Source organism: Sphingobacterium sp. BS-2, assembly GCF_046161205.1.
Classification (GTDB): domain Bacteria; phylum Bacteroidota; class Bacteroidia; order Sphingobacteriales; family Sphingobacteriaceae; genus Sphingobacterium; species Sphingobacterium mizutaii.
Genome location: NZ_JBIXGO010000017.1, coordinates 1 through 22,445, shown reverse-complemented (window position 1 = coordinate 22,445; position 22,445 = coordinate 1). Strand labels below are relative to the sequence as shown.

General features: G+C 42.4%; 15 protein-coding genes, 1 tRNA gene and 2 rRNA genes. 5 read left to right on the top strand and 13 right to left on the bottom strand.

Annotated features, from left to right (window positions below):
• Positions 1 to 181 precede the first annotated feature (181 nt).
• Genes ACK2WI_RS08900 through ACK2WI_RS08890 form a run of 3 tightly spaced genes read left to right on the top strand, consistent with a single transcriptional unit; the run spans position 182 to position 3,774 of the window.
• On the top strand, positions 182 to 1,948 hold the full coding sequence (locus ACK2WI_RS08900; protein ID WP_093094872.1) for a long-chain fatty acid--CoA ligase: 1,767 nt from the start codon (positions 182 to 184) through the stop codon (positions 1,946 to 1,948).
• 3 nt (positions 1,949 to 1,951) lie between these two features.
• Complete coding sequence (locus tag ACK2WI_RS08895; protein WP_093094871.1) at positions 1,952 to 2,935, top strand: YihY/virulence factor BrkB family protein; 984 nt, start codon at positions 1,952 to 1,954, stop codon at positions 2,933 to 2,935.
• Positions 2,935 to 3,774 carry a DMT family transporter gene (locus ACK2WI_RS08890; protein ID WP_197700980.1) on the top strand — a complete coding sequence of 280 codons (840 nt, stop codon included), beginning with the start codon at positions 2,935 to 2,937 and terminating at the stop codon, positions 3,772 to 3,774. The genes ACK2WI_RS08895 and ACK2WI_RS08890 overlap by 1 nt, the downstream gene beginning before the upstream one ends.
• A 66-nt stretch (positions 3,775 to 3,840) precedes the next feature.
• On the opposite strand, the gene ACK2WI_RS08885 is transcribed toward ACK2WI_RS08890, so the two are convergent.
• From ACK2WI_RS08885 to ACK2WI_RS08845, 9 genes are all read right to left on the bottom strand, one after another.
• Positions 3,841 to 6,543, bottom strand: a complete 2,703-nt coding sequence (locus ACK2WI_RS08885) for a carboxypeptidase regulatory-like domain-containing protein (protein WP_409150423.1) — start codon at positions 6,541 to 6,543, stop codon at positions 3,841 to 3,843.
• A gap of 78 nt (positions 6,544 to 6,621) precedes the next feature.
• Positions 6,622 to 8,091 carry a cardiolipin synthase gene (gene cls / locus ACK2WI_RS08880; RefSeq protein WP_409150422.1) on the bottom strand — a complete coding sequence of 490 codons (1,470 nt, stop codon included), beginning with the start codon at positions 8,089 to 8,091 and terminating at the stop codon, positions 6,622 to 6,624.
• Positions 8,092 to 8,181: 90 nt separating this feature from the next.
• Positions 8,182 to 8,874 (bottom strand): sulfite exporter TauE/SafE family protein, encoded by a 693-nt coding sequence (locus ACK2WI_RS08875; RefSeq protein WP_409150420.1) that lies wholly within the window; start codon positions 8,872 to 8,874, stop codon positions 8,182 to 8,184.
• A gap of 1 nt (position 8,875) precedes the next feature.
• Positions 8,876 to 9,301 carry a FixH family protein gene (locus ACK2WI_RS08870; protein ID WP_093094864.1) on the bottom strand — a complete coding sequence of 142 codons (426 nt, stop codon included), beginning with the start codon at positions 9,299 to 9,301 and terminating at the stop codon, positions 8,876 to 8,878.
• 1 nt (position 9,302) lies between these two features.
• Positions 9,303 to 10,703: a cytochrome c oxidase accessory protein CcoG gene (ccoG, locus tag ACK2WI_RS08865; protein ID WP_409150418.1), complete on the bottom strand. Its 1,401-nt coding sequence runs from the start codon at positions 10,701 to 10,703 to the stop codon at positions 9,303 to 9,305.
• 16 nt (positions 10,704 to 10,719) lie between these two features.
• Positions 10,720 to 11,631, bottom strand: a complete 912-nt coding sequence (locus ACK2WI_RS08860) for a cbb3-type cytochrome c oxidase N-terminal domain-containing protein (protein ID WP_409150417.1) — start codon at positions 11,629 to 11,631, stop codon at positions 10,720 to 10,722.
• Positions 11,628 to 11,825 (bottom strand): hypothetical protein, encoded by a 198-nt coding sequence (locus tag ACK2WI_RS08855; RefSeq protein ID WP_093094859.1) that lies wholly within the window; start codon positions 11,823 to 11,825, stop codon positions 11,628 to 11,630. Before ACK2WI_RS08855 ends, ACK2WI_RS08860 begins: the two co-directional genes overlap by 4 nt.
• Before the next feature lie 24 nt (positions 11,826 to 11,849).
• On the bottom strand, positions 11,850 to 13,997 hold the full coding sequence (gene ccoN, locus ACK2WI_RS08850) for a cytochrome-c oxidase, cbb3-type subunit I (RefSeq protein WP_312697971.1): 2,148 nt from the start codon (positions 13,995 to 13,997) through the stop codon (positions 11,850 to 11,852).
• 468 nt (positions 13,998 to 14,465) lie between these two features.
• Positions 14,466 to 15,110 carry a lytic transglycosylase domain-containing protein gene (locus tag ACK2WI_RS08845; RefSeq protein ID WP_409150416.1) on the bottom strand — a complete coding sequence of 215 codons (645 nt, stop codon included), beginning with the start codon at positions 15,108 to 15,110 and terminating at the stop codon, positions 14,466 to 14,468.
• 538 nt (positions 15,111 to 15,648) lie between these two features.
• Between ACK2WI_RS08845 and ACK2WI_RS08840 the strand changes: the two genes are divergently transcribed.
• Together ACK2WI_RS08840 and ACK2WI_RS08835 are read left to right on the top strand one after the other, a co-directional pair.
• Positions 15,649 to 17,145: a pseudouridine synthase gene (locus tag ACK2WI_RS08840; protein WP_409150414.1), complete on the top strand. Its 1,497-nt coding sequence runs from the start codon at positions 15,649 to 15,651 to the stop codon at positions 17,143 to 17,145.
• 74 nt (positions 17,146 to 17,219) lie between these two features.
• Positions 17,220 to 17,687, top strand: coding sequence for a nucleoside triphosphate pyrophosphohydrolase family protein (locus tag ACK2WI_RS08835; RefSeq protein WP_254528156.1), 468 nt, complete (start codon positions 17,220 to 17,222; stop codon positions 17,685 to 17,687).
• Positions 17,688 to 17,735: 48 nt separating this feature from the next.
• On the opposite strand, the gene ACK2WI_RS08830 is transcribed toward ACK2WI_RS08835, so the two are convergent.
• The 4 genes from ACK2WI_RS08830 to ACK2WI_RS08815 all read right to left on the bottom strand — a co-directional run bounded on the left by ACK2WI_RS08830 (position 17,736) and on the right by ACK2WI_RS08815 (position 22,381).
• The gene (locus ACK2WI_RS08830) at positions 17,736 to 18,698 is read right to left on the bottom strand and encodes a TIGR01212 family radical SAM protein (RefSeq protein ID WP_185213486.1); all 963 of its coding nucleotides are present in this window, start codon (positions 18,696 to 18,698) and stop codon (positions 17,736 to 17,738) included.
• Positions 18,699 to 18,965: 267 nt separating this feature from the next.
• Positions 18,966 to 19,077: ribosomal RNA gene (gene rrf / locus ACK2WI_RS08825) — 5S ribosomal RNA — on the bottom strand.
• Between the two features lie 94 nt (positions 19,078 to 19,171).
• Positions 19,172 to 22,055, bottom strand: a 23S ribosomal RNA gene (locus tag ACK2WI_RS08820).
• A 252-nt stretch (positions 22,056 to 22,307) separates the two neighbouring features.
• A tRNA-Ala gene (locus tag ACK2WI_RS08815) sits at positions 22,308 to 22,381 on the bottom strand.
• Positions 22,382 to 22,445 lie beyond the last annotated feature (64 nt).

Sequence of the window (22,445 nt, the reverse complement as noted above, 5' to 3'; positions counted from 1 at the left end):
TTAAAAACAAATTTCTATTCATCAAAAGTACTATTAATTTTTTAAACGCCTAAAACCGATTTTCGGTATAATTAAAGTCAAAAATTATTATGAACGCATAGTTTTTCTTCAAAAAATTATATATTAGTCATTACCTAGATATGTATAACCAATTTTGTATTTTTAAGGGGAGATAAACATTATGAGCAATAATAAAAGATTATTCGATTTAATCAGTAACTATCAGAAGGACTTTGCCAAGGACATCATGGTTGCTGGTCGCTCTAAGGATGGTTGGAAGACCTATTCCAGCAATGAATTTGTTGAAATCGTCGATTATATCAGTAAGGGTTTATTGGCAAAAGGAATTCAGAAAGGCGATAGGATTGCCTTGATGTCGGGAAACAGACCGGAATGGAATTTCATTGATTTTGCCTGTAACCAATTGGGTGTGGCTACTGTGCCATTATACCCTACCCTTTCTAATCAGGACCTGATCTATATCCTGAACGATGCCGGAGCAAAGCTATTGTTTGTTAGCAATGAAGAGTTGGCCAAAAAGGCTGACTTGGCATTGAAGGAAAACAACCAAGAATTAGAGGTATTCACTTTTGATGATATCCAAGACCGCAAGAACTATCTTGAAGTATTAGGCCTTGGGAAACAGAACGATCAAGATCTGCAACCGTTCAGAGATGCGGTGCAACCTGATGACCTATTGACCTTGATCTATACCTCGGGAACTACGGGCAAACCAAAAGGAGTTTACCTATCCCATAACAATATCATTTCCAATGTGGAGGCATGTAATCATTTGGTAACGGATGAATACAAGAAAGCATTGAGTTTCTTACCTTTATGCCACATCTTTGAACGTATGGTGGTGTACCTATACCTTTCAAAAGGGGTTCAGATCTATTATGCGGAAAACCTGGATAATATCGTGGTTGACATCAATGATGTGAAACCTGACCTATTTACAACGGTTCCCCGTGTATTGGAAAAAGTGTATGACAAGGTAGTTGAAAAAGGTAAGAACCTAACAGGGATCAAGAAATCATTGTTCTTCTGGGCATTGAACTTGGGCCTTCGTTATCAAGAACCTAAAAAGAACTCCGGATTTTATAACTTCCAACTGGGTATTGCAAGGAAATTGATCTTTTCGAAATGGAAAGATGCATTAGGTGGAAACATCAAATTGATTATTTCTGGTGGTGCTGCCTTGCAGGAGCGCTTAGCGAGAGTGTTCTGGGCTGCTGGCATCAAGGTATTGGAAGGTTATGGATTGACCGAGACATCTCCGGTAATCGCTGTAAACTCATGGAAAGAAGAAGATGTGAAGTTTGGTACTGTCGGTAGGGTGTTGGACAACTTGGATGTCAAGATCGCTCAGGATGGAGAGATTTTGGTTAAAGGACCTAGCGTGACCAGTGGCTATTACCATAACGATGAGGCAACGAAAGAAGCCTTTACCGAGGATGGATATTTGCATACCGGTGATATTGGCGAACTGACTCCGGATGGTTTCTTGAGAATTACAGACCGTAAGAAAGAGATGTTCAAAACCGCTGGCGGTAAGTATGTAGCTCCACAAGTTTTGGAAAACAAACTGATGGAATCTACCTTGATTGCGCAGGTGATGGTGATTGGTGAGAACCAGAGATTCCCAGCTGCATTGATCGTCCCAGCTTATGAGGAGCTTGAAAAATATGCTAATCACAAGGGTATCAGCTACAGCTCTAAAGAGGATTTGATCAAGAACAGCGACATTTTAACCAAATACGAACAGATTATATCACAATCAATGGCTAACTTTGGGCATTGGGAGCAGGTGAAGAAGTTTAAGTTGTTGCCGAAAGAGTGGACCATCGACGCTGGTGAGTTGACTCCGAAGTTAAGTCTTAAACGGAAAGTTATCCTGCAAAAGAATGAAGAGGTAATAAAATCAATCTATTCTGAACAGGGATAATCTATGCTAAAAACAATTTGGACCAAGATAAAAGAATTCTGGCAACTCCTACTGAATGCGGGCAATGCATTTGCTGATGACAACTGCATGAAGCTAGCCGCTTCCCTTGCGTATTATACGGTATTCTCAATTGGTCCATTGCTGTTGATCTTAACATGGACACTTGGATTTTTCTATGGCAGTGCCCTAGATGGTAGCGAAGGTGCGCGTGAGCAGGTAATTGATGAGTTGAATCAATTGTTTGGAAAGGAAATCGCCACCTTGCTGGAATCCACGGTTCATAATCTCTCTCTTTCCAGTCGTTCGAATATTGGCATCATCGTCGGTGCAGGCACCTTGATGTTCACTTCGACCACTATTTTCGTAGACATCCAAAATTCAATCAATTCCATCTGGAAAGTAAAGCCTAAGCCAAAAAAAGGCTGGTTGAAATTGATCATCAATAGATTGATCTCATTCTCCATGATCCTAGGTTTAGTATTCTTATTGTTGGCTTCTTTGATTATATCCAGTTTGATCGGTGTCATGACCAGTTATTTCAATCAGTTTATGGAAAACTGGGACATTAGCTTGATCGATTGGGTGAACACCGCCATAACCTTTCTGGTGATATCTTCCTTATTTGGGATTATCTATGCCTTTCTTCCAGATGCAAAGGTTCGGTTTAAAGATATTTTAGGGGGAGCATTGTTTACTGCCTTATTATTTATGTTCGGGAAATTCCTGATTTCCCTATACCTATCACAGAACATCACGGCGAGCTCTTATGGAGCCGCAGGATCCATTATTATCTTATTGGCATGGGTTTATTACTCTGCTGCCATTTTGTACTTTGGCGCGGAGTTTACGAAAGAATACGCCATCAAATATGGCAAGGGGATTCAACCTGCCTCCTTTGCTGTTTTGGTTAAACAGACCGAATTGGAAATCGACCCTGAAACGGGAATTAGGGAAGTAGTCAAAAAACATAGCGACCCTGTACAATAGTGGAAGACCAAAAAAGCATCCAATACATGTTATTGGCGGGCTTTTTCTTCGCCCTGATGAATATTAGCGTCAAATTGGTTTCGCACCTTCCGACCATGGAAGTGGTGCTATTCCGATCGGTCTTCAGTTTGGTTGCCTCCTATGCAATCTTGAAGAAACAAAATATTCCAGTTTTTGGAAATAACAAGAAATTACTGATCGCAAGGGGAATTGCCGGCTGTTTAGGGCTGGTTGGTTCGTTCTATACCTTGCAGAATATTCCATTGGCATCCGCCGTGACCATTAATTATACCGCTCCCCTGTTCACTACGATCTTAGGGATCTTCATGGTCAAGCAGTATGTTAGGCCTATTCAGTTCCTGTTCTTCGGAATGGCGATCGCCGGGGTCTTGATGATGAAAGGTTTTGATTCCAGAATATCCAATTTTGATTTAGCCGTAGGATTGATGTCGGCATTATTTGCTGCAATTGCCTATAATATCATTGCCAAGATTAAAACCAGCGAACATCCCCTGGTGATTATATTTTATTTCCCATTGATCACGATTCCTTTTGTGGGGATTTACAGTATTTTCGACTGGAAGACTCCGGAAGGCATGGATTGGCTTTATCTTTTATTCGTGGGTATACTGACGCAATTGGCGCAATACTACATGACCTTATCTTATCAAACAGCAAATCTTTCTAAAGTATCTAGCTTAACGTATTTAGGGGTAGTCTACGCATTGGGGTTTGGCTTCTTCTATTTCGAAGAATCATACAATATGTATTCCCTTCTGGGGATAGGCTTGATTATCCTAGCTATTTTATTCAATCTGCGGGTGAAGACCGGCAAGTAATGTCCTTTATAAAAAGAGCGGGCAGCAATATATATTGCTGCCCGCTCTTTTTATATGGAAATCCTTTTATTTCACATTGTAATAGTAGATCTGTCTACCGACATTGCCTTGCAGGTCATTACCTTCCACAACTACCTTATATTTACCGGTTCCATCTGCATTGAAGAATTCAAGGTTGACTTCACCTTTTGAATCTACACGTACATCTGGGTTCCAATATACCGTCGTTCTATAATCATTGGTATTCTTAGACTCTGGAGTAGTATACTTAGGCTCGTAGAACTTACGTTCCTTCACATAACCCAAAGGATAGAAATCAATCACATTTGATTTAGGCAGCATCGCTTCGATCTGTGACATGGTCATACGCGGTTGTTTCTTCTCTTTCTTGGTAATGATGGAAACCACACCATCGTTGTTGTACAGGTTTCTCACGGTACCCAGGTCATCACGCATAAAGATCTCGATAGCCTCGATATCTGCCACCTGAATGGAGTTGATAGAAGGCTCGTCGATTGGCATACCGTTCAAGAAGAACTGTACTGGCACGCGGCTTCCTTGATTGAAATTCCTGGTGATATAATATTTCTGTGTATTGACATCATAGGTAATCCCGGTCAACATGGTATTTAAACACATGCTCAAGACATTACAGCCATTGAATCGACTACCGTCAATGCGGTGTTCAGGCATGGAAAGACCAGTCAATGCTGAGAAGTCCTTACTGGTTTGTTTCTTCTCTTGCGTTGCTGTCACAACTACCTCTTCGATTAGGTTATGCGTTCTGAATTCCTTTTTGCTATTGTCTAAATAAGCTTTTAGGTTTTCATCGATATTTTGGATGTTAGCCCCTTTATTAGGGTTCCCTTGATCGATTTCAGGGAACAAGGTTGGATCCATGGTGATCACCAAGCTTCTAAAGTTGTCATTACCCCTTGCATTCAACGTAGCTTTCAAGGAGTCTGCGAATACTAAGTTTTCAAAAGTATAACGACCTGAATTATCTGTATACGCATCTTTCTTGATCGCTGCACCAGGAATGCTCAACAATAAACCTCCATTAGGCTGAACGCGACCTGTATTTTGGCGAAGAATCCCCGTGATCGTAATCCCTTGTTCAGGCATGAACTTCACTTGAGGAAGCCTTCCACTAACTAGGTCTTTATATTCGAATCTTCTAAATCCTTGGGTCAGCATCAAGGCATCCAAGGCCTCTAATCTGTTCTCGTTCTTTGGATTGAAGTAATAGTTTGGCTTTTCTATATAACCTTTTAAATCTGATGCAACAAGCATATTGCTGACAATACCTTTGTCGTTGTCATCATTGTAAGGAACTTTAGTTTCATCGATTACAGCTACGGAGAAGTTACCTGGTAAGCTATCAACTTTGGTATCCAGATTCAGTTTCATTTTCACCAAATCCTTTCTTGCATAATCAGTTTTATCTGTAGTAACTTGGATGCCGATCAATTCCTGAGGTTGGATAAATACCAAACGTTCTGATACTGGCTGACCATCTGGGGTCATCAAAGTAACCTGTACAACGCCATTAGGAAGTTCCTTTAAAGGGATCCTAACAGATACTGCTGGACTTTTGATAGAAGCCTGAGCAGCATAGATCAAATGTCCGTTCAATTGACCGAATACATAGTAAGGTTTGTTTTGGATGGTATTGAAATACTGATCGTTGGTCACTAAACCTAGATTGATAAATTCCTTATCCTGAGAAACAGCAACTACGTTGATCTTATCATCGACCACCGCTGGTAGATCAACGGTCTTTTCTATACCATTACCTAAGGTCACTACTGCTTTATAGGTTTCTCCGGAAATCGGAATCATGGTAAATGATCCCATACCCATGCCGTAGTCTTCAAAAGTGGCAATCTCTTTCTTTTTGCTATCGATGATCTTTCCTTTAACAGGAACGGATGAGCCTCCTGATTCCATGGCTTTGAATGCTACTTTCTTAGAAACACCCGAGATTAAGTCCCCTCCTTCTGGGAAGAATTGAATATCTACCTCTTGGTAGGCATTGGCTAAGGAGTACTGTCCAGTTTGGCCTTCATCCAATTGCACAACCAGTCGACCGCTCTTGAATTTATCTTTTTCTTTATGGGATAGGTTGATGGTAATACGACCGAGGTCATCGGTTTCTGCCTTACCTTTATCAAAAGCATCCCACCCATCATTGGCTTCCCAATTCAACTTCTTACGACCTAAGGCCTGTCCATCTGGACCTCTAAATTGAATAGTGGCTTTGGTTCGGTTTCCTTCTTGTTGGTAAGTGATATTGGCGCCCATCTTTTTATTGATGGCATCGCCGATAGGCACTACTTTATTGAAAAAGTAGTCCATATCAAAGTTCATCATCCACTTACTGTATGCTCTGAATCTATAGTTATCCTGTGACCAGAACTGGGGATCAAGAACCAATTGACCTTTTCCGGCACCCTCTTGCATTGGAATCCTTAAGGTCTGCATCAAGGAATCCCTGCTGTTGATGATATCGACATAGACGATCTTGCTGGGATCGTAATTAAAAAGGTTGGTATTTAGATAGGTTTTGAACCATAATGTATCTCCTACGGCGTAATAGGGCTTATCAAAGTGTAAATGCACTTTTTCCACTGGGTAAACCGAGAAATATTTTTGAACATTTTCTACTGCAGTATTGATTGGAATTGCAGGTTTTTCTTGGCTTTTAGCAGTGCTGAATAATGAGGTAAAAATTACAAGGGCTAAAAGGAATCGATTAGTTAAATTCATCAATATTCAATTTTGAAAAAGCTAAATATATTGAATTTTTAGGGAACAAGGGAAGCCTTAAGGAAATTTAACAGATACCTACAGCAATGGCGCAAGCAATCGACAAAGGGAATCGATGCCTCTTTTCCAAGCTTTTCTTTTTTTCCAATCTTTGATGGTGATCATCACACAGTTCTCTCGATCGATATCAAATTGCTTTTCCATATCTCTACAGAAATCACGATTGGAAATGACTGCAGCAACTTCATAGTTGATATAAAAGCTTCTGAAATCGAGGTTGACAGTACCAACGTATGCGATCTTTCCATCGATAATCGAAGTTTTGGCATGTAGGAAACCTTTTTCATAAAGGTATACCTTCACTCCTCTTTCCAATAGTGGCTTGAGATAGGAATAAGTGGCATGTTGCACAAACCATGAATCACCCGCTGCTGGTATCATTAATTCGACATCGACGCCAGCAGCAGCGGCAGTCTTCAATGCAGTCGATAATTCCTCCGAAGGAATAAAATACGGAGTACATAATTTAATGCTCTCGCTAGCCTCCCCAATACTGATCAGCAGAGCTTCCATATTGAAAGGCCCTATAGACCCAGGGTCGCTTGAAGATAATGCAACCGCACTCAGTTGATCGGTAACCACAGGGGTTTCACGAAGGTAGCCCTCATCTAATTTAAAAGGTTTGCCGTCAGTTTGATTCCATTGGTTCCAGAAACTGATCTGGAACATCGCGCCAACATTTCCGACGATCTTAACCGAAGTATCTCGCCAATATAAGCCAAAGTCATTCGGGTTTGCATAGCGGTCGGAAATATTGATACCGCCCGTAAAGCAGACAAAGCCATCGATTACGGCTATCTTTCTGTGATTTCGATAATTAGAGTTTGCCAAAGAGGTAAAAGTCACGGGCAAGAAAGCCTGGAATTCTATTTTACTATCTTTCTTTTTGCGCATGTAACGCACTACTTTTGGCGAACCAAAGCTATCCACTATCAAACGGACCATGATTCCTTCATTGGCTTTCTTTTCCAATAAATCAAGTACCTGAGTGCCAATATTATCCAAATCAAAGATATAGAACTCCATGTGGATGGAGTGTTTGGCAGCAGCCAAGGATTCCAACAATGCCGGAAACATCTGCTCGCCATTGACCAGCAGGGTGACTTCGTTATTTAGCGTTGGGGTAGAGAGTTTTTCGTTCTTAAGATAGGAATACACCCGAGAAAGGTCACCGATCTTGCTCTGTATATTCCGAATGGACCATTGCATTAAAGGTTCCAATCGCTGGAATTCCTTTTTCAAGCGGAGTGTCTGTTCCTGATTGATCCGTTTTAATTTCTTGACTTTAGAGAACTTCTGACCAAAAAGATAATAGAGAATTAGGCCCACGAAGGGAATAAAGACAATAACCAGTACCCAAGAAATAGTTTTGGTAGGATTTCGGTTTTCAATTAAGATAGTTATGATAACTCCAACATACATAATCGTTAATGGGATCCAGCCCCATATTTCCAGAAAATGTATTACGGTCTTTAAGTGTTCCTGCATAGATAGAAATTATCTCTAATAACCAACTTAGCCCCTATTTGTTTTAAAGACAAACCCTAGGCTAGCATACAATATAGGAAAGAAAATCAATTATGCACAATTCATTGCACCGTCCATGTGCAATAAGGGACTCAGATAAGGGATATCCAAGTTAGCTCCTCGCAGTATAAACCATGCTCCCATAATCAGGAACAAAATCGGCAATACTGTAGAAAAACTGGTTTTGAAAATGCGTTTCGGATAGTTACCTGCAAAAGAAAAAACCAGTAATAAGGGCAAGGTTCCTAATCCAAACAGCAACATGAATAGAAAGCTATTGCTCAGGGAATCTGCATTCACGGCAGAGGCTAATGCCATATACACCATACCACATGGGAGGACGCCATTAAGTACACCGGCCACAAAACTTCCGCCGGGTCTATACAACCATTTGCTCATGAACTTTGCAAAGGGTTGGATGGCCTTTGTTTGTATAGCAGCCAATTTGGAAGAACTCTTTCCGAACATATAAAACAGGCCGATAGCAAACAGGATAATGCCGGTAACTAAGCTAAAGCCTTGTTGCCAGCCTTGAATCGTAGCCGCATTGCCTAATACCCCCAACAGGAGGCCTAATAGACCATAAGTCAGGATACGTCCAGATTGATAAAGTAATTTATTGAAAGTCGTTTTCCAGGAGATCTTCTGTCCTGCCTGAACGGCAAGCAGTAGCGGACCGCACATTACCGCACAGTGGATACTGCCCAAAAGGCCCATAAAAAACGCTAAATAATGATAAGTCATTTTATTGAATAAACACGGCGTGATCGGAAATGTAAGATTTATCCGAATGCACCCAGTCGATTTCTAATTTCCAATTCCCTTTCTTGAAACTGCCAACCGGTAATTTAAACTGATTGTTCGTTGTGTTGAAAGGCAATACTTGATCGAGGTTTTTATCATCCAAGCGGGTAAACTTCAGGTTCCCTTTGTTCCCTGCCGCTGAAAACTCGATCAATAAGCTGTCCTTGAGCAATTGAAGTTTTGGTTTAGCATGATCGGCAAGGAGGTTTTCCTTCTTATGGAAGGTTTCATCGTAATTCAATCCTTTTTCATAGTAATCAGACTCGACCAAGGTATCAGAATCATGACTGACCATATAGATCCCTGCACCCACAATAAATAGCATAAATGCCCCTAAACCAAATACTATCTTATATCCCCAGTTCATTTTATTTTTTTGCTGGAGGCGCAATAAATGTCGTCTCCATGGTTTCTAAAACTTTATCGCCAACCTTAATATCCACCTTCACGTCAGTTTTATATTGTTTGATGGATTGCTGGTCAGCTATCAAAAATAAGCTTAATTTCGCACTTCCTTCTCGGTTCAAATGAGAAATAGGATTCACAACTTGGATTTTGACACCCTCTGTGGCACTAACCAAGTCAAAGTCTAGGTCCTTGCTCGTTTTATTGATCACTTCCAAAGTATACAGATTGGTTACCGTTCCATCATCACGTTTTTGATAGGTACTGCCTTTTGCACGCAATAGACGACCATCCACATCAGAACGACTGAAGATCATAAAACCAAAGATACCCATCAGAACCACCAGAATACCCGTATAAATTACAGCTCTGGTATTTTTCTTCTTACCGGCATCCTCCGTTTCTGTACCTTCTGCCTCTGCCAGGGTATAGAATCCAATCAAACGTCTAGGCTTGTCGATCTTATCCATAACGGCATCACAAGCATCAATACAAGCTGTACAAGAAACACATTCCAATTGAGGACCTTTACGGATATCGATCCCTGTAGGACAAACATTCACGCACAGGTTACAATCGATACAATCACCTTTCTCTTCAGAAGAATCTTTTCTGATCTTTCCCCTAGGCTCTCCCCTTTTCACATTGTAAGCAACTGTAACCGAGTTATCGTCCAACAGCACCCCTTGCAATCTACCATACGGACAGATACGGGTACAAACGATCTCTCTGACAAATGCGAATACAAAATAGAATACCAAAGTGAAAACGATAATAGACAGGAAACCCACAATATGGTTTTCAACGGGATCTGTTACGATCTTGTAAAGCGCATCCACCCCTATAATATAGGCTAGGAACAGATTGGAAATGATAAAGGATATCAGTAGGAAAATAGTATGCTTCAGAAACTTCTTCCAGGCCTTGACGTCGGTATCAGGACCTTCATTCAGTTTTTTCTGTTGGGTCCAGTCTCCTTCAATCAGGTATTCGATCCTACGGAATATGAGTTCCATAAATATGGTCTGCGGACAGGTCCAACCACACCATACACGCCCATAAACTGCAGTAAACAACACGATACAGACCAATACGATCAGCATTCCGAAGAGGAAGATATGGAAGTCTTGCGGGTAAAAGATGTTACCAAAGATGGAGAACTTCCTTTCGATGATGTTGAACATCAAGAAAGGGTTTCCGTTTATTTTAAGGATGGGACCTAAAAAGAAGAACAGTAGTAATCCGTAGCCAACAACCTGTCGATAGTTAAAGAATTGCCCGCTAGGTTTCTTAGCGTATATCCATTTTCTTTTCGATTTATCTATTTGGTTCTGTTGATTGGATTCATTTACTACTGTTCCCATGATTTTTTAATATTTTTTAATTTGTTGCTGTACTATCTGCTGGAGCTTCGCCTTCAGCAGCTGGAGCAGCACCTCCTTCACTTTCGTATGCAGTGACTTCAACGCCTTCTGCACCTTTTGGATTTGCAGGTTTAGTATCTCTCAAAGTGAGGATAAAGTTACTTACCTCTGCAATTTGCGCTGGTGTCAATGTTTGTTCCCAAGGCACCATTCCTTTTTCAGGAACACCATATTTTACGGTTTTAAAGATATCCTTGATTTCACCGCCGTGCAACCAGAATCTATCTGTCAGGTTAGGACCGATAGTTCCTTCCCCATTAGCACCGTGACAGGCAGCACAGTTCGTTGTGAACAATGCTTTACCATTTGCTGCCAATGTTCCAGTTTCATCAACCTCGATGGTGTTTTCATCAAATGAGTTTGCAGACTGTGCCAAGAACTCTTGTTTTGCGACCTCAGCCTTCGCCATCTCGCGTTCATATTCTTGGTCCTGGTTTAATCCCCAACCGAATACTTGGTAAATCAATAGGTAAACTACCGCGAATACTATAGATGAATAGAACAAGGCGTTGAACCATACCGGAATAGGGTTGTTCAATTCCTCGATTCCATCGTATTCATGGTTTTTGATCACCATGTCTTTTTCTTGCTCTAGAGGTTTCAAGCCCATGATATAGTTCCATGTGCTCTTCCAATAATTCTTTCTAGATAATTTCTTCTCAGCTTTTAGGCGCTCTTCTTCTTTGACAACCTCTGGCATGGTCACTTTCAACATAGACCTCAAGGCCTTGTTGATGGTGATGGCAGCTGCCAATACGGCGATTAATACAAAGAATACAGCTAGATAGAAAATATCGTTGTATAAGTTGCCTGTACCAATTGCAATCAGCGTTCCTGATACACTGCTCATTACTAATATTAAATTCATATACGTTCAGATTCAGGTAAGTTATCATTCTGTTTGTCGGATTCATCAAATGGTAATCCTTTCATGTAATCCACAAAGCTTTTCTTCATGGTAAACAGCATAATGGCTACCAGGATAAAAAAAGTCAAGAAGATTAACAGCGAGATGATCAAGTAAATTTCATCTCCATGTAGGTTTGTGATTTGTCTCCACATAGCTCTTTCTTTTTTTGTGTTACATTAATTGTTTTCTGCTACTTTATTCGCGTCATCTGCTTTCTTAGGCTCAGCCTTGATATCTGTCCCCAAGCGTTGTAGATAGGCGATCATCGCAACAATCTCTTTATTAGGTTCAACCTGAACATCGTTTGCCGCTAAATCTTTTACGATGGTTTGTGCTTGCGCTTCGGCATGTTCAACTGCGTTGTTGATTTCATCATCCGAATATGGAACCCCAAGTTTCTTCATCACCTTCATCTTACCGGTTAGGTATTTGTAGTTGATGTCTTGTTCGATCAACCAAGGATATGGAGGCATGATACTTCCTGGAGAAGTGATGGTAGGATCCAACATGTGGTCAAAGTGCCATTTGTGTGGATATTTACCACCGATACGGTGAAGGTCTGGTCCAGTACGCTTAGATCCCCATAAGAATGGATGGTCATATACGAACTCACCGGCTTTACTGTATTCACCATAACGTGCAGTCTCTGAACGGAATGGACGAATAGTTTGCGAGTGACAGTTCACACAGCCCTCACGGATATAGAGGTCACGACCAGTCAATTCCAGTGCGGTATAAGGTTTCACCGAAGCAATTTTCGGAACGTTGTTCGCCACAGTAAAGGTTGGGATCATCTCGACGATACCCCCGATCAGGATAGCGATCAATGACAACACCATAAACAAGATAGGCTTACGCTCTAAACGACGGTGAGCAGATTTTTCTGTTTTTTGGATTGGCTCTAGTGCTGGTGCTTCAGCAGGCTCATTGGCAACCAAAGATCCAGATTTGATGGTCTTAACCAAGTTGTAGGTCATCATGATTACCCCAGTCAGGTAAAGGATACCACCTACGGCACGCATCATGTGCATCGGAAGGATCTCTAGAGTTGTAGCCAAGAAGTTAGGGTATTTCAATACACCTTCTGGAGTAAAGTCTTTCCACATCAAACCTTGAACTACTGCTGCCCAATATAAAGGAATCGCATAGAACAAAATACCTAATGTACCGATCCAGAAGTGTGCATTTGCCAATTTCTTAGAGTACAATTGAGTTTTATAGATCCTAGGGATCAACCAATATAAGATAGCGAAGGTCATGAAACCATTCCATCCTAGCGCACCGATATGCACGTGTGCAACAATCCAGTCAGTAAAGTGGGCAATAGCGTTAACTTGTTTCAAGGATAACATTGGTCCTTCAAAGGTTGCCATACCATAACAGGTCAATGCAACCACCATGAATTTCAAGATAGGTTCTGTCCTAACTTTATCCCATGCACCACGCAAAGTCAATAGACCGTTGATCATACCACCCCAACTAGGAGCGATCAACATAATGGAGAATACAACACCTAATGATTGTACCCAGCTTGGTAAAGAGGTATACAATAAGTGGTGAGGTCCAGCCCAGATATAGATAAAGATCAAGGACCAGAAGTGTAGAATACTTAATTTATAGGAATATACAGGACGGTTAGCCATTTTAGGCAAGAAGTAGTACATCAATCCTAAGAACGGAGTCGTAAGGAAGAATGCAACCGCATTGTGCCCGTACCACCATTGTACTAATGCATCTTGAACACCTGAATAAACATAATAACTTTTCCACATACCCACTGGCATCTGAATGGAGTTCACGATGTGAAGAACGGCAACTGTAACGAAAGTCGCAATGTAGAACCATACGGCTACATACATATGTCTTTCTCTACGTCTGATGATCGTTCCGAACATGTTGATACCAAACACAACCCAGATAATGGTAATGGCAAGGTCAATTGGCCATTCCATTTCAGCATATTCATGTGAACTGGTCAAGCCTAACGGAAGGGTAATTGCTGAGGCTACAATGATCAATTGCCAACCCCAAAAGTGGATCTTACTAAGTAAATCGCTAAACATCCTGGCCTTTAAAACCCGCTGCATGGAATAATAAGCCCCCATAAAAATGGCATTTCCTACAAAGGCAAAGATTACTGCGTTGGTGTGTAAAGGTCGAATACGTCCGAATGTGGAATACTGAAGTCCAAAGTTTACCTCTGGCCATACTAACTGCAAGGCTGCGATTAGCCCGACAGTCATCCCGACGATCCCCCAGATTACAGTTGCGATTCCAAAATCTCTGACAATCTTGTTGTCATAATTAAATTGCTCTACCTGCATTATTCTTATATATTAAGTTAACGATTCAAAATTACCAGTCTGCCCATGACATTCTAATGATAATGAGAAGCAAGAAAATGTGATTTCAATCACTTTTTTATTTAGGAAAGTGGCAATCGCAAAAACGGATAACATAAAAAGAAGATTTAACAGGTCCTTTAGGTTTCATAATCTTATAGAGGACCAGGGACAATTCCTGATCTTTTCGAAAAAATGGGATACGGCAAATAACTTCTCTTTAGTTTTCCTCCAATCCACTCAATACGCTTTTCATTAGGTCAACAAAAAATCCCTGTAAGGGATTTCATTATTTTAAATTTAGGTAAATTCCACTAAACATAGAATGTTTACCTATATTAATTTTCAGGTATTTGTTTAGTAATTATATACCTATTATATAAGGCACAAAAAAAGGAAACCTCTGGGTTTCCTGATTTGGTATTGTTCATAAAATTAGGCTTTCGCGCTTTATATCGTTTCCAAGGTTGCTTTCATGGAAATGATCTTATATACGTAGGCTGCAGTTTCGGAATTCAATTTCAAGTCATAATAACTGTCTTTCTTTTGTCTTCTTAGGGAAGCTCTTAAACTTCCGCCACCAACGTTATAAGCTGCTGCTGCTAATGTCCAATCACCGAACTCTTTGTGCAATGATTTCAGATATTTTGCCGCTGCATGTGTAGACTTTATCAAGTCCAAGCGCTCATCCACACTACCATTCACTTTCAATCCGTACAATCTCGCGGTTGCCGGCATAAATTGCCAGTAGCCACCAGCTCCTTTATGAGAAGTTGTTTTCGGGTTCAAGCTACTTTCAACTACAGCAATGTACTTGAAGTCTTCAGGAACACCATAACTTTTCAGGATTTTTGCAATGCGGGGAAGTAATTGATCCGCCTTTTTGTGAATGTGATGTGAGGGCTTTTTTAGATAAGCAAACCTACTCAGGTACTTGTCTAGTTTTTTCTGTACAGTAACTTCTTCCAAAGGAATGTCAGTTTCTGCAAAAGAGAGCTGACTATAAGGGTCGTTTTCTGCCTCTTTTTTAGCCAATGTTTCAGAAATATTGGCTTTCATCGAGTGGTCCAACGCCTTTCTAAAAGGATCGGCCATCTCTGGTTGGGGTTTCGAGTACAAGTTTGACATTAGCATTAACATCAAAAGCGCACTACTACATAATACTCTTTTTTTAACCATTCATTCCCTTACTGCCACCCTATCCACGGAACTTGTTAATACCGATCAAAAAGTAGCTTGGTGAAAAATCAAGCTCCAAAAGTACAGCTTATTACTTTAACGCACAAACAATAGTATTAATAAAGAAAGTTAATTAAAGTTAAAACCAAGTAAAACCTACGTTAAAAGCAATTTAAAGTAACTTTTCTCAAACTCTCCATTTTGTAACATTTTTGAACGAATATTTATGATTTATGAATCATAGTAAACCTATTTTGTACTAAAAACAATGATTCCAATATAAAATAGAGCAATTACAACAACATGTTATTACGAATTTTTAGAACTTTCAAACAAAACCTATAAAACATTATAAATTAGATTATTAGCCCTTAATTGAGGTTAAAGAGAGTTTTAGCCCATACTATTGTTGAAGCATTCTAATATTTAACAAAGTATTGTGTTTAAATGATGAATGAGTGAAAAAATTGCCTATCTTTGTGGCTCATTTTTTCGAATTATGCCATTCAATAGCAAAAGGAACAGTCGAGACGACAACTCCAGAAAATCAAGAAGCAGTTCAGACGGCTTCAGAAACAACAAAAAGGATGATAAATCATCCTTCGACTCATCGAGAAGTTACAAATCCGACAAATTTAATCGCGACTCCAATTCTGACAAGAGCAGATTTGACAAAGACTCCAAGTTTGGAAGAGATTCCAAATTCAACAAGGATTCTAAATTCGCCAGAGACTCCAAATTCAATAAAGACGGAAGACCTGATAGAGACGCGAAGTTCGGTAGAGACGCTAAATTCAACAGAGATTCTAAATTCAATAGAGAAGGAAGACCTGATCGTGATTCCAAGTTCGGAAGAGATTCTAGACCAGATAGAGATTCCAAGTTCGGAAGAGATTCTAGACCAGATAGAGATTCCAAATTCGGAAGAGATTCTAGACCAGATAGAGATTCAAATTTCAATAGAGAGGACAGACCAGAAAGAAAATCAAGGTATGGCGATGAAGCTACACCTAAAAGAGGTTCTAAATTCGGAAAAGACTCTAAATTCAATAGAGACGGTAAGTTTGAAAAACCTTTCAACTCCGACCGTCCATATAAAAAGTTTGATGGAAAAGGAAAAGACTTTGGAAACAAACGCTATTCCCGTGACAATGATGAAAGATCAGATCGCGACTTCCGTAAAGACAATTCCAGAAGACCTAAGCAAGAGAAAAACTTCAATGCAGAAGATGATGGTTTGATCCGTTTGAACCGTTATATCTCAAATTCTGGTATCTGTTCACGTAGAAAGGCTGATGAGCTAATCGAAGCTGGTGTCATCTCCGTAAACGGTGTTGTGGTTACTGAATTGGGAACCAAGGTTGACCCCGCTAAAGATGAAATCAGATATAACGACGAACGTCTGAAACGTGAGAAAATGGTTTATGTTCTTTTGAACAAACCAAAAGATTATATCACCACTACAGATGATCCACAAGAGCGCAAAACCGTGATGCAACTTGTTGCTAAAGCGACCAAAGAGCGTATCTATCCTGTTGGACGTTTGGATAGAAATACAACAGGCTTACTTCTTCTTACCAACGATGGAAACCTTGCAGAGAAATTATCTCACCCGAGAAATAACATCAGCAAAATCTACAATGTTGAGTTGAGCAGAAGCCTTAGCCAAGGAGATTTCAACAAAATCGAATTCGGTATTGAACTAGAGGATGGCTTTATCAAACCAGACGACCTTAGCTTCGTTGTAGGCGGTTCGAAAAAAGAAGTTGGCATTCAGATCCATAGTGGTAAAAACAGGGTCGTAAGACGCATCTTTGAATCCCTAGGATACGAGGTTGAAAAGCTGGACCGTGTGGTTTATGCCAACCTGACCAAAAAAGATCTTCCTCGCGGACGTTGGAGATACCTTGAAGAGAAGGAAATCATCCAATTAAAGCATTTAATGAAATAGCATACAAGGCGCAATTGGATTGCGCCTTTTTTATTTGAGCCCACTTTCGTATTTTTAACAAAATTAGAATTGATATGACAGACCCTAAATGTTTAACGTCGGTGGCTGAATTCCATAAAACATTTCAGCACCCGATTTTAGATCAACCTACAATCCCATCTGAAACTCGTTGCAAACTGAGAGTATCCTTGATCGCTGAGGAACTGAAAGAACTTGAAGAGGCTATACAGGACAAAGATTTAGTAGAAATCGCTGATGCTCTTTGTGATATCCAATATGTACTCTCAGGAGCGATCTTAGAATTTGGATTAAAGGATAAATTCAATGACCTATTCAATGAGGTACAGCGCTCTAACATGAGCAAAGCTTGCAAAACAGAACAAGAAGCTATCGAAACCCAAGAACATTACCTTGCTAAGGGAGTGGAATCTTACTATAAGGAAATCGATGGTAAATACTTGGTCTTCAGAAAAGGAGATGACAAGACCTTAAAATCAATTTATTATTCGCCAGCCGATCTGAAGACGATCGTGGAGAAATAAGAAATTAGAACCACATAAAAAAGGATGCCAATCGGCATCCTTTTCTTTTTATATCGTCAGATCAGCTTCTCTATAGGCTGAACCCTGCTTCACTCCTCTTTCTTCCAATCCCTTATCAATCTTGGTCTGTATACCCGATTTAGGGAATCCCCAATTCGGCGCAATCAGCAATTCCTTGTCTGCGATACCAAATATCCTCTGGATAATGATATCAGGTCTCAATAATGGAATAAACTTCGCCAAGAAATCGGTATACTCTTCTATGCTGAACAAATGGAAAGGTTCGCGTTTATACTTTACCCCCATGATAGAACCTTCTACAATATGAAGGTGGTGCAATTTCACAAACTTGATCTTCGGATGCTTATTAATTTCATCGGCATACTTCAACATCATTTCCTCAGTCTCCCATGGGAATCCAAAGATGGTATGTACACAAAGTTCCAAGGAAGTGTTTTCCAACATCTTCATGGTTGAAATAAATTCATCATGCGAACAACCCCTGTTGATCCGTTCCAAGGTGTCATTATAGATCGATTCCATACCCATTTCCAGATCCACATCATAGCGATCGGTATAACTTTCCAATAATGCTATCTTCTCAAAGTCCAAGCAGTCTGGACGGGTACCAACGGATAGACCCAAGGTATGTTCCGGACAGATACTCAAGGCCTCGTCATACATCATCTTCAACAGATGCGTAGGCGCATAGGTATTGGTATTGGGTTGGAAATAGATAATGAACTTTTCAGCTCCATAGCTATTCCTCGCGCGTTCAATACCATTTTCCACCTGTTCACGGATGGAAGGGATCTTGCGTGCCGTATCAGGCGTAAAAGAATCTACATTACAGTAGGTACAGCCCCCATAACCTTTGCTACCATCACGGTTCGGACAGGTAAAATTACCATCTACGATAACCTTAAAGACCCTTTGTCCGTCGTATTTCTCTTTCAGATAAGCCCCATAGTGGTTATAAGGCTTGATCCCATTATCTAATTGTGTACCCATTGAAATGCAAAGATAAGGAATTTTGAAAGAAATAAATGAATTGAGTTTAAGGGAGTTGAAGGGATGGTTGAACCAGGATGGATGGGATGGGAGGATATACCAAGACCGTCATGGAAAACATACTTCCGCCTGAAAGTCCCCCATTCCGTAGGGGCGGATCGCATCCGCCCGCCGCCATGCACCGGACCTGCCTGCTCCCTTACCGCTTCCCCAAAGTCCCCAAAAACAGAAAGCCCGCTGTCTGTTGACAGCGGGCCTCTCTATAAAATTAGGCACCGACCTACTCTCCCACCTGTTACGGCAATACCATCGGCTCTGGCGGGCTTAACTTCTCTGTTCGGAATGGGAAGAGGTGGACACCGCCGATATAGGCACCTGAATACCTTTTTGTACATGCCCCTTGGGGCAGCGTACATTGACATGTTATTGGAAGAAAAGATCAGAAAAAGAGAGAGGACAACAGGTCTATCCGCATTGGAAAGCTTCGGGCTATTAGTACCACTCGGCTTTGGTCTCTCAACCTTTACACCTGTGGCCTATCGACGTCGTAATCTCCGACGACCCTTGTGAGGAAGTCTCATCTCGTGGCTAGTTTCGCACTTAGATGCTTTCAGCGCTTATCTATCCCGGACGTAGCTACCCTGCCGTACACCTGGCGGCATAACAGGTTCACCAGCGGTCCGTCCAACCCGGTCCTCTCGTACTAAGGTCAGATCCACTCAAACTTCCAGCGCCCACAACAGATAGGGACCGAACTGTCTCGCGACGTTCTGAACCCAGCTCGCGTGCCACTTTAATGGGCGAACAGCCCAACCCTTGGGACCTTCTCCAGCCCCAGGATGTGACGAGCCGACATCGAGGTGCCAAACCTCCCCGTCGATATGAGCTCTTGGGGGAGATCAGCCTGTTATCCCCAGAGTACCTTTTATCCTTTGAGCGATGGCCCTTCCATACAGAACCACCGGATCACTATGTCCGTCTTTCGACCCTGGTCGACTTGTAGGTCTCACAGTCAAGCAAGCTTATGCCATTGCACTCCACGTACGGTTACCAAGCGTACTGAGCTTACCTTTGAAAGCCTCCGTTACCTTTTTGGAGGCGACCACCCCAGTCAAACTACCCACCAAACAATGTCTCCCGTATAACGGGATTAGAAACCGGATACAGAAAGGGCGGTATTTCAAGGTCGTATCCGCGATTCCTGGCGAAACCGCTTCAATTACTCCCGCCTATCCTACACATCCTGTACCCAATTCCAATGTTAAGCTATAGTGAAGGTTCATGGGGTCTTTCCGTCCCGTTGCGGGTAACCGGCGTCTTCACCGATACCACAATTTCACCGAGCTCATGGCTGAGACAGCGCCCAGATCGTTACACCATTCGTGCAGGTCGGAACTTACCCGACAAGGAATTTCGCTACCTTAGGACCGTTATAGTTACGGCCGCCGTTTACTGGGGCTTCGATTCAATGCTTCTCCTTGCGGATGACATCCCCTCTTAACCTTCCAGCACCGGGCAGGTGTCAGGCCTTATACCTCATCTTTCGATTTCGCAAAGCCATATGTTTTTGCTAAACAGTCGCCTGGGCCTTTTCACTGCGGCTTCTCCATCGCTGGAGGAAGCGCCCCTTCTCCCGAAGTTACAGGGCCATTTTGCCGAGTTCCTTAGCCATGATTCACTCGAGCACCTTAGGATCCTCTCCTCGACCACCTGTGTCGGTTTGCGGTACGGGTCTTGATGGCCTGGAGCTTAGCGGGTTTTCTTGGAAGTCTGCTTACCTGCGCTATCAGCGCCCCCGAGGGTTTGCTGTACTATCGGGCTTCGGCTGTACCGGCGGATTTGCCTACCGGTCCAATACCTTTGCCCTTCAACGAACTATTCCGTCAGTTCGCGGCAGTGTCACTACTCCGTCACCACATCGCAGCCATCAACAGTACGGGAATATTAACCCGTTGGCCATCGGCTGCCTCCTTTCGGATGCGCCTTAGGTCCCGACTGACCCTGATCCGATTAGCGTTGATCAGGAAACCTTGGTCTTTCGGTGGGCGGGTTTCTCACCCGCCTTATCGTTACTTATGCCTACATTTGCTTTTCCATCAGGTCCACCACGGGTCGCCCCGCGGATTCGCCCCCGATGGAATGCTCCCCTACCAGTGCAATAAATTGCAATCCATAGCTTCGGTACCGTTCTTGATGCCCGTTTATTATCCACGCCCGGCCGCTCGACTAGTGAGCTGTTACGCACTCTTTAAATGAATGGCTGCTTCCAAGCCAACATCCTAGCTGTCTGGGCAACCGGACCTCGTTAGTTCAACTTAGAACGGATTTGGGGACCTTAGCTGATGGTCTGGGTTCTTTCCCTCTCGGCCTTGGACCTTAGCACCCAAAGCCTCACTGCCGGCCATATCTAGCAGCATTCGGAGTTCGTCTGGATTTGGTAGGATTTGACTCCCCCGCACCCAATCGGTAGCTCTACCTCTGCTAGACTCCATGCCGACGCTGTTCCTAAAAACATTTCGGGGAGTACGAGCTATTTCCCAGTTTGATTGGCCTTTCACCCCTACCCTCAGGTCATCCGGAAACTTTTCAACGTTTATCGGTTCGGTCCTCCAGTACGTGTTACCGCACCTTCAACCTGCCCAAGGGTAGATCACAAGGTTTCGCGTCTACCTCGTCCGACTGTGCGCCCTGTTCAGACTCGCTTTCGCTTCGGCTCCTGGCCTTAAGCCATTAACCTTGCCGGACAAGAGTAACTCGTAGGCTCATTATGCAAAAGGCACGCCGTCACGGAATCGCTCCGCTCCGACCGCTTGTAAGCACACGGTTTCAGGTTCTTTTCACTCCCCTGTTCGGGGTTCTTTTCACCTTTCCCTCACGGTACTGGTCCACTATCGGTCTCTCAGGAGTATTTAGCCTTGCCAGATGGTGCTGGCGGATTCCCACAGGATTTCTCCGGTCCCGCGGTACTCAGGATACCACTATGCCTGTATTCTTTGCCTGTACGGGGCTCTCACCCTTATCGCGCAGTTTCCCACCTGCTTCCAGTTCATAGCACAGTACAATGCCGTGGTCCTACAACCCCGCCCATGCCTTGACATGGACGGTTTGGGCTCTTTCCCGTTCGCTCGCCACTACTTGGGAAATCATTGTTATTTTCTCCTCCTACGCCTACTTAGATGTTTCAGTTCAGCGCGTTCGCTTCATTAGATGGCATGTCTTCAACATGCCGGGTTGCCCCATTCGGAAATCCACGGATCGAGTCGCATTTGCCGATCCCCGTGGCTTATCGCAGCTTATCACGTCCTTCATCGCCTCTGAGAGCCTAGGCATCCCCCGTGTGCCCTTGTTTACTTTCTTCACGCTACCACCCCTTTTGCCAAGTGGTAGGTTGCTTTTGGTCCCATACATAAAGTATGGAGCCTCTGTTGTCTTCTCTTGTTAATCTCTTTTCTTCCAATATGTCAAAGAACTCTCTGTTCAGATGTGAGTATCGAGATGTGGGATATGAGATATAAAATCCCTTAACCTACATAGCTCCTTGTGACCCTCTGGCATGGACCGGCATTGCACCGTCCCATATCTCAGATCTCACTTCTCATATCTAACCTGTGGAGAATAACGGATTCGAACCGTTGACCCCCTGCGTGCAAGGCAGGTGCTCTAGCCAGCTGAGCTAATCCCCCGTGTGTGGTAGTCCCGAGCAGATTTGAACTGCTGACCCCTACATTATCAGTGTAGTGCTCTAAC

Bases quoted from the DNA above. Each gene is read 5' to 3' on its own strand.
- ACK2WI_RS08900 (WP_093094872.1), top strand. From the start codon at position 182: ATGAGCAATAATAAAAGATTATTCGATTTAATCAGTAACTATCAGAAG.
- ACK2WI_RS08895 (WP_093094871.1), top strand. From the start codon at position 1,952: ATGCTAAAAACAATTTGGACCAAGATAAAAGAATTCTGGCAACTCCTA.
- ACK2WI_RS08885 (WP_409150423.1), bottom strand. From the start codon at position 6,543: ATGAATTTAACTAATCGATTCCTTTTAGCCCTTGTAATTTTTACCTCA.
- cls (WP_409150422.1), bottom strand. From the start codon at position 8,091: ATGCAGGAACACTTAAAGACCGTAATACATTTTCTGGAAATATGGGGC.
- ACK2WI_RS08875 (WP_409150420.1), bottom strand. From the start codon at position 8,874: ATGACTTATCATTATTTAGCGTTTTTTATGGGCCTTTTGGGCAGTATC.
- ACK2WI_RS08870 (WP_093094864.1), bottom strand. From the start codon at position 9,301: ATGAACTGGGGATATAAGATAGTATTTGGTTTAGGGGCATTTATGCTA.
- ccoG (WP_409150418.1), bottom strand. From the start codon at position 10,703: ATGGGAACAGTAGTAAATGAATCCAATCAACAGAACCAAATAGATAAA.
- ACK2WI_RS08860 (WP_409150417.1), bottom strand. From the start codon at position 11,631: ATGAATTTAATATTAGTAATGAGCAGTGTATCAGGAACGCTGATTGCA.
- ACK2WI_RS08855 (WP_093094859.1), bottom strand. From the start codon at position 11,825: ATGTGGAGACAAATCACAAACCTACATGGAGATGAAATTTACTTGATC.
- ccoN (WP_312697971.1), bottom strand. From the start codon at position 13,997: ATGCAGGTAGAGCAATTTAATTATGACAACAAGATTGTCAGAGATTTT.
- ACK2WI_RS08845 (WP_409150416.1), bottom strand. From the start codon at position 15,110: ATGGCCGATCCTTTTAGAAAGGCGTTGGACCACTCGATGAAAGCCAAT.
- ACK2WI_RS08840 (WP_409150414.1), top strand. From the start codon at position 15,649: ATGAGTGAAAAAATTGCCTATCTTTGTGGCTCATTTTTTCGAATTATG.
- ACK2WI_RS08835 (WP_254528156.1), top strand. From the start codon at position 17,220: ATGACAGACCCTAAATGTTTAACGTCGGTGGCTGAATTCCATAAAACA.
- ACK2WI_RS08830 (WP_185213486.1), bottom strand. From the start codon at position 18,698: ATGGGTACACAATTAGATAATGGGATCAAGCCTTATAACCACTATGGG.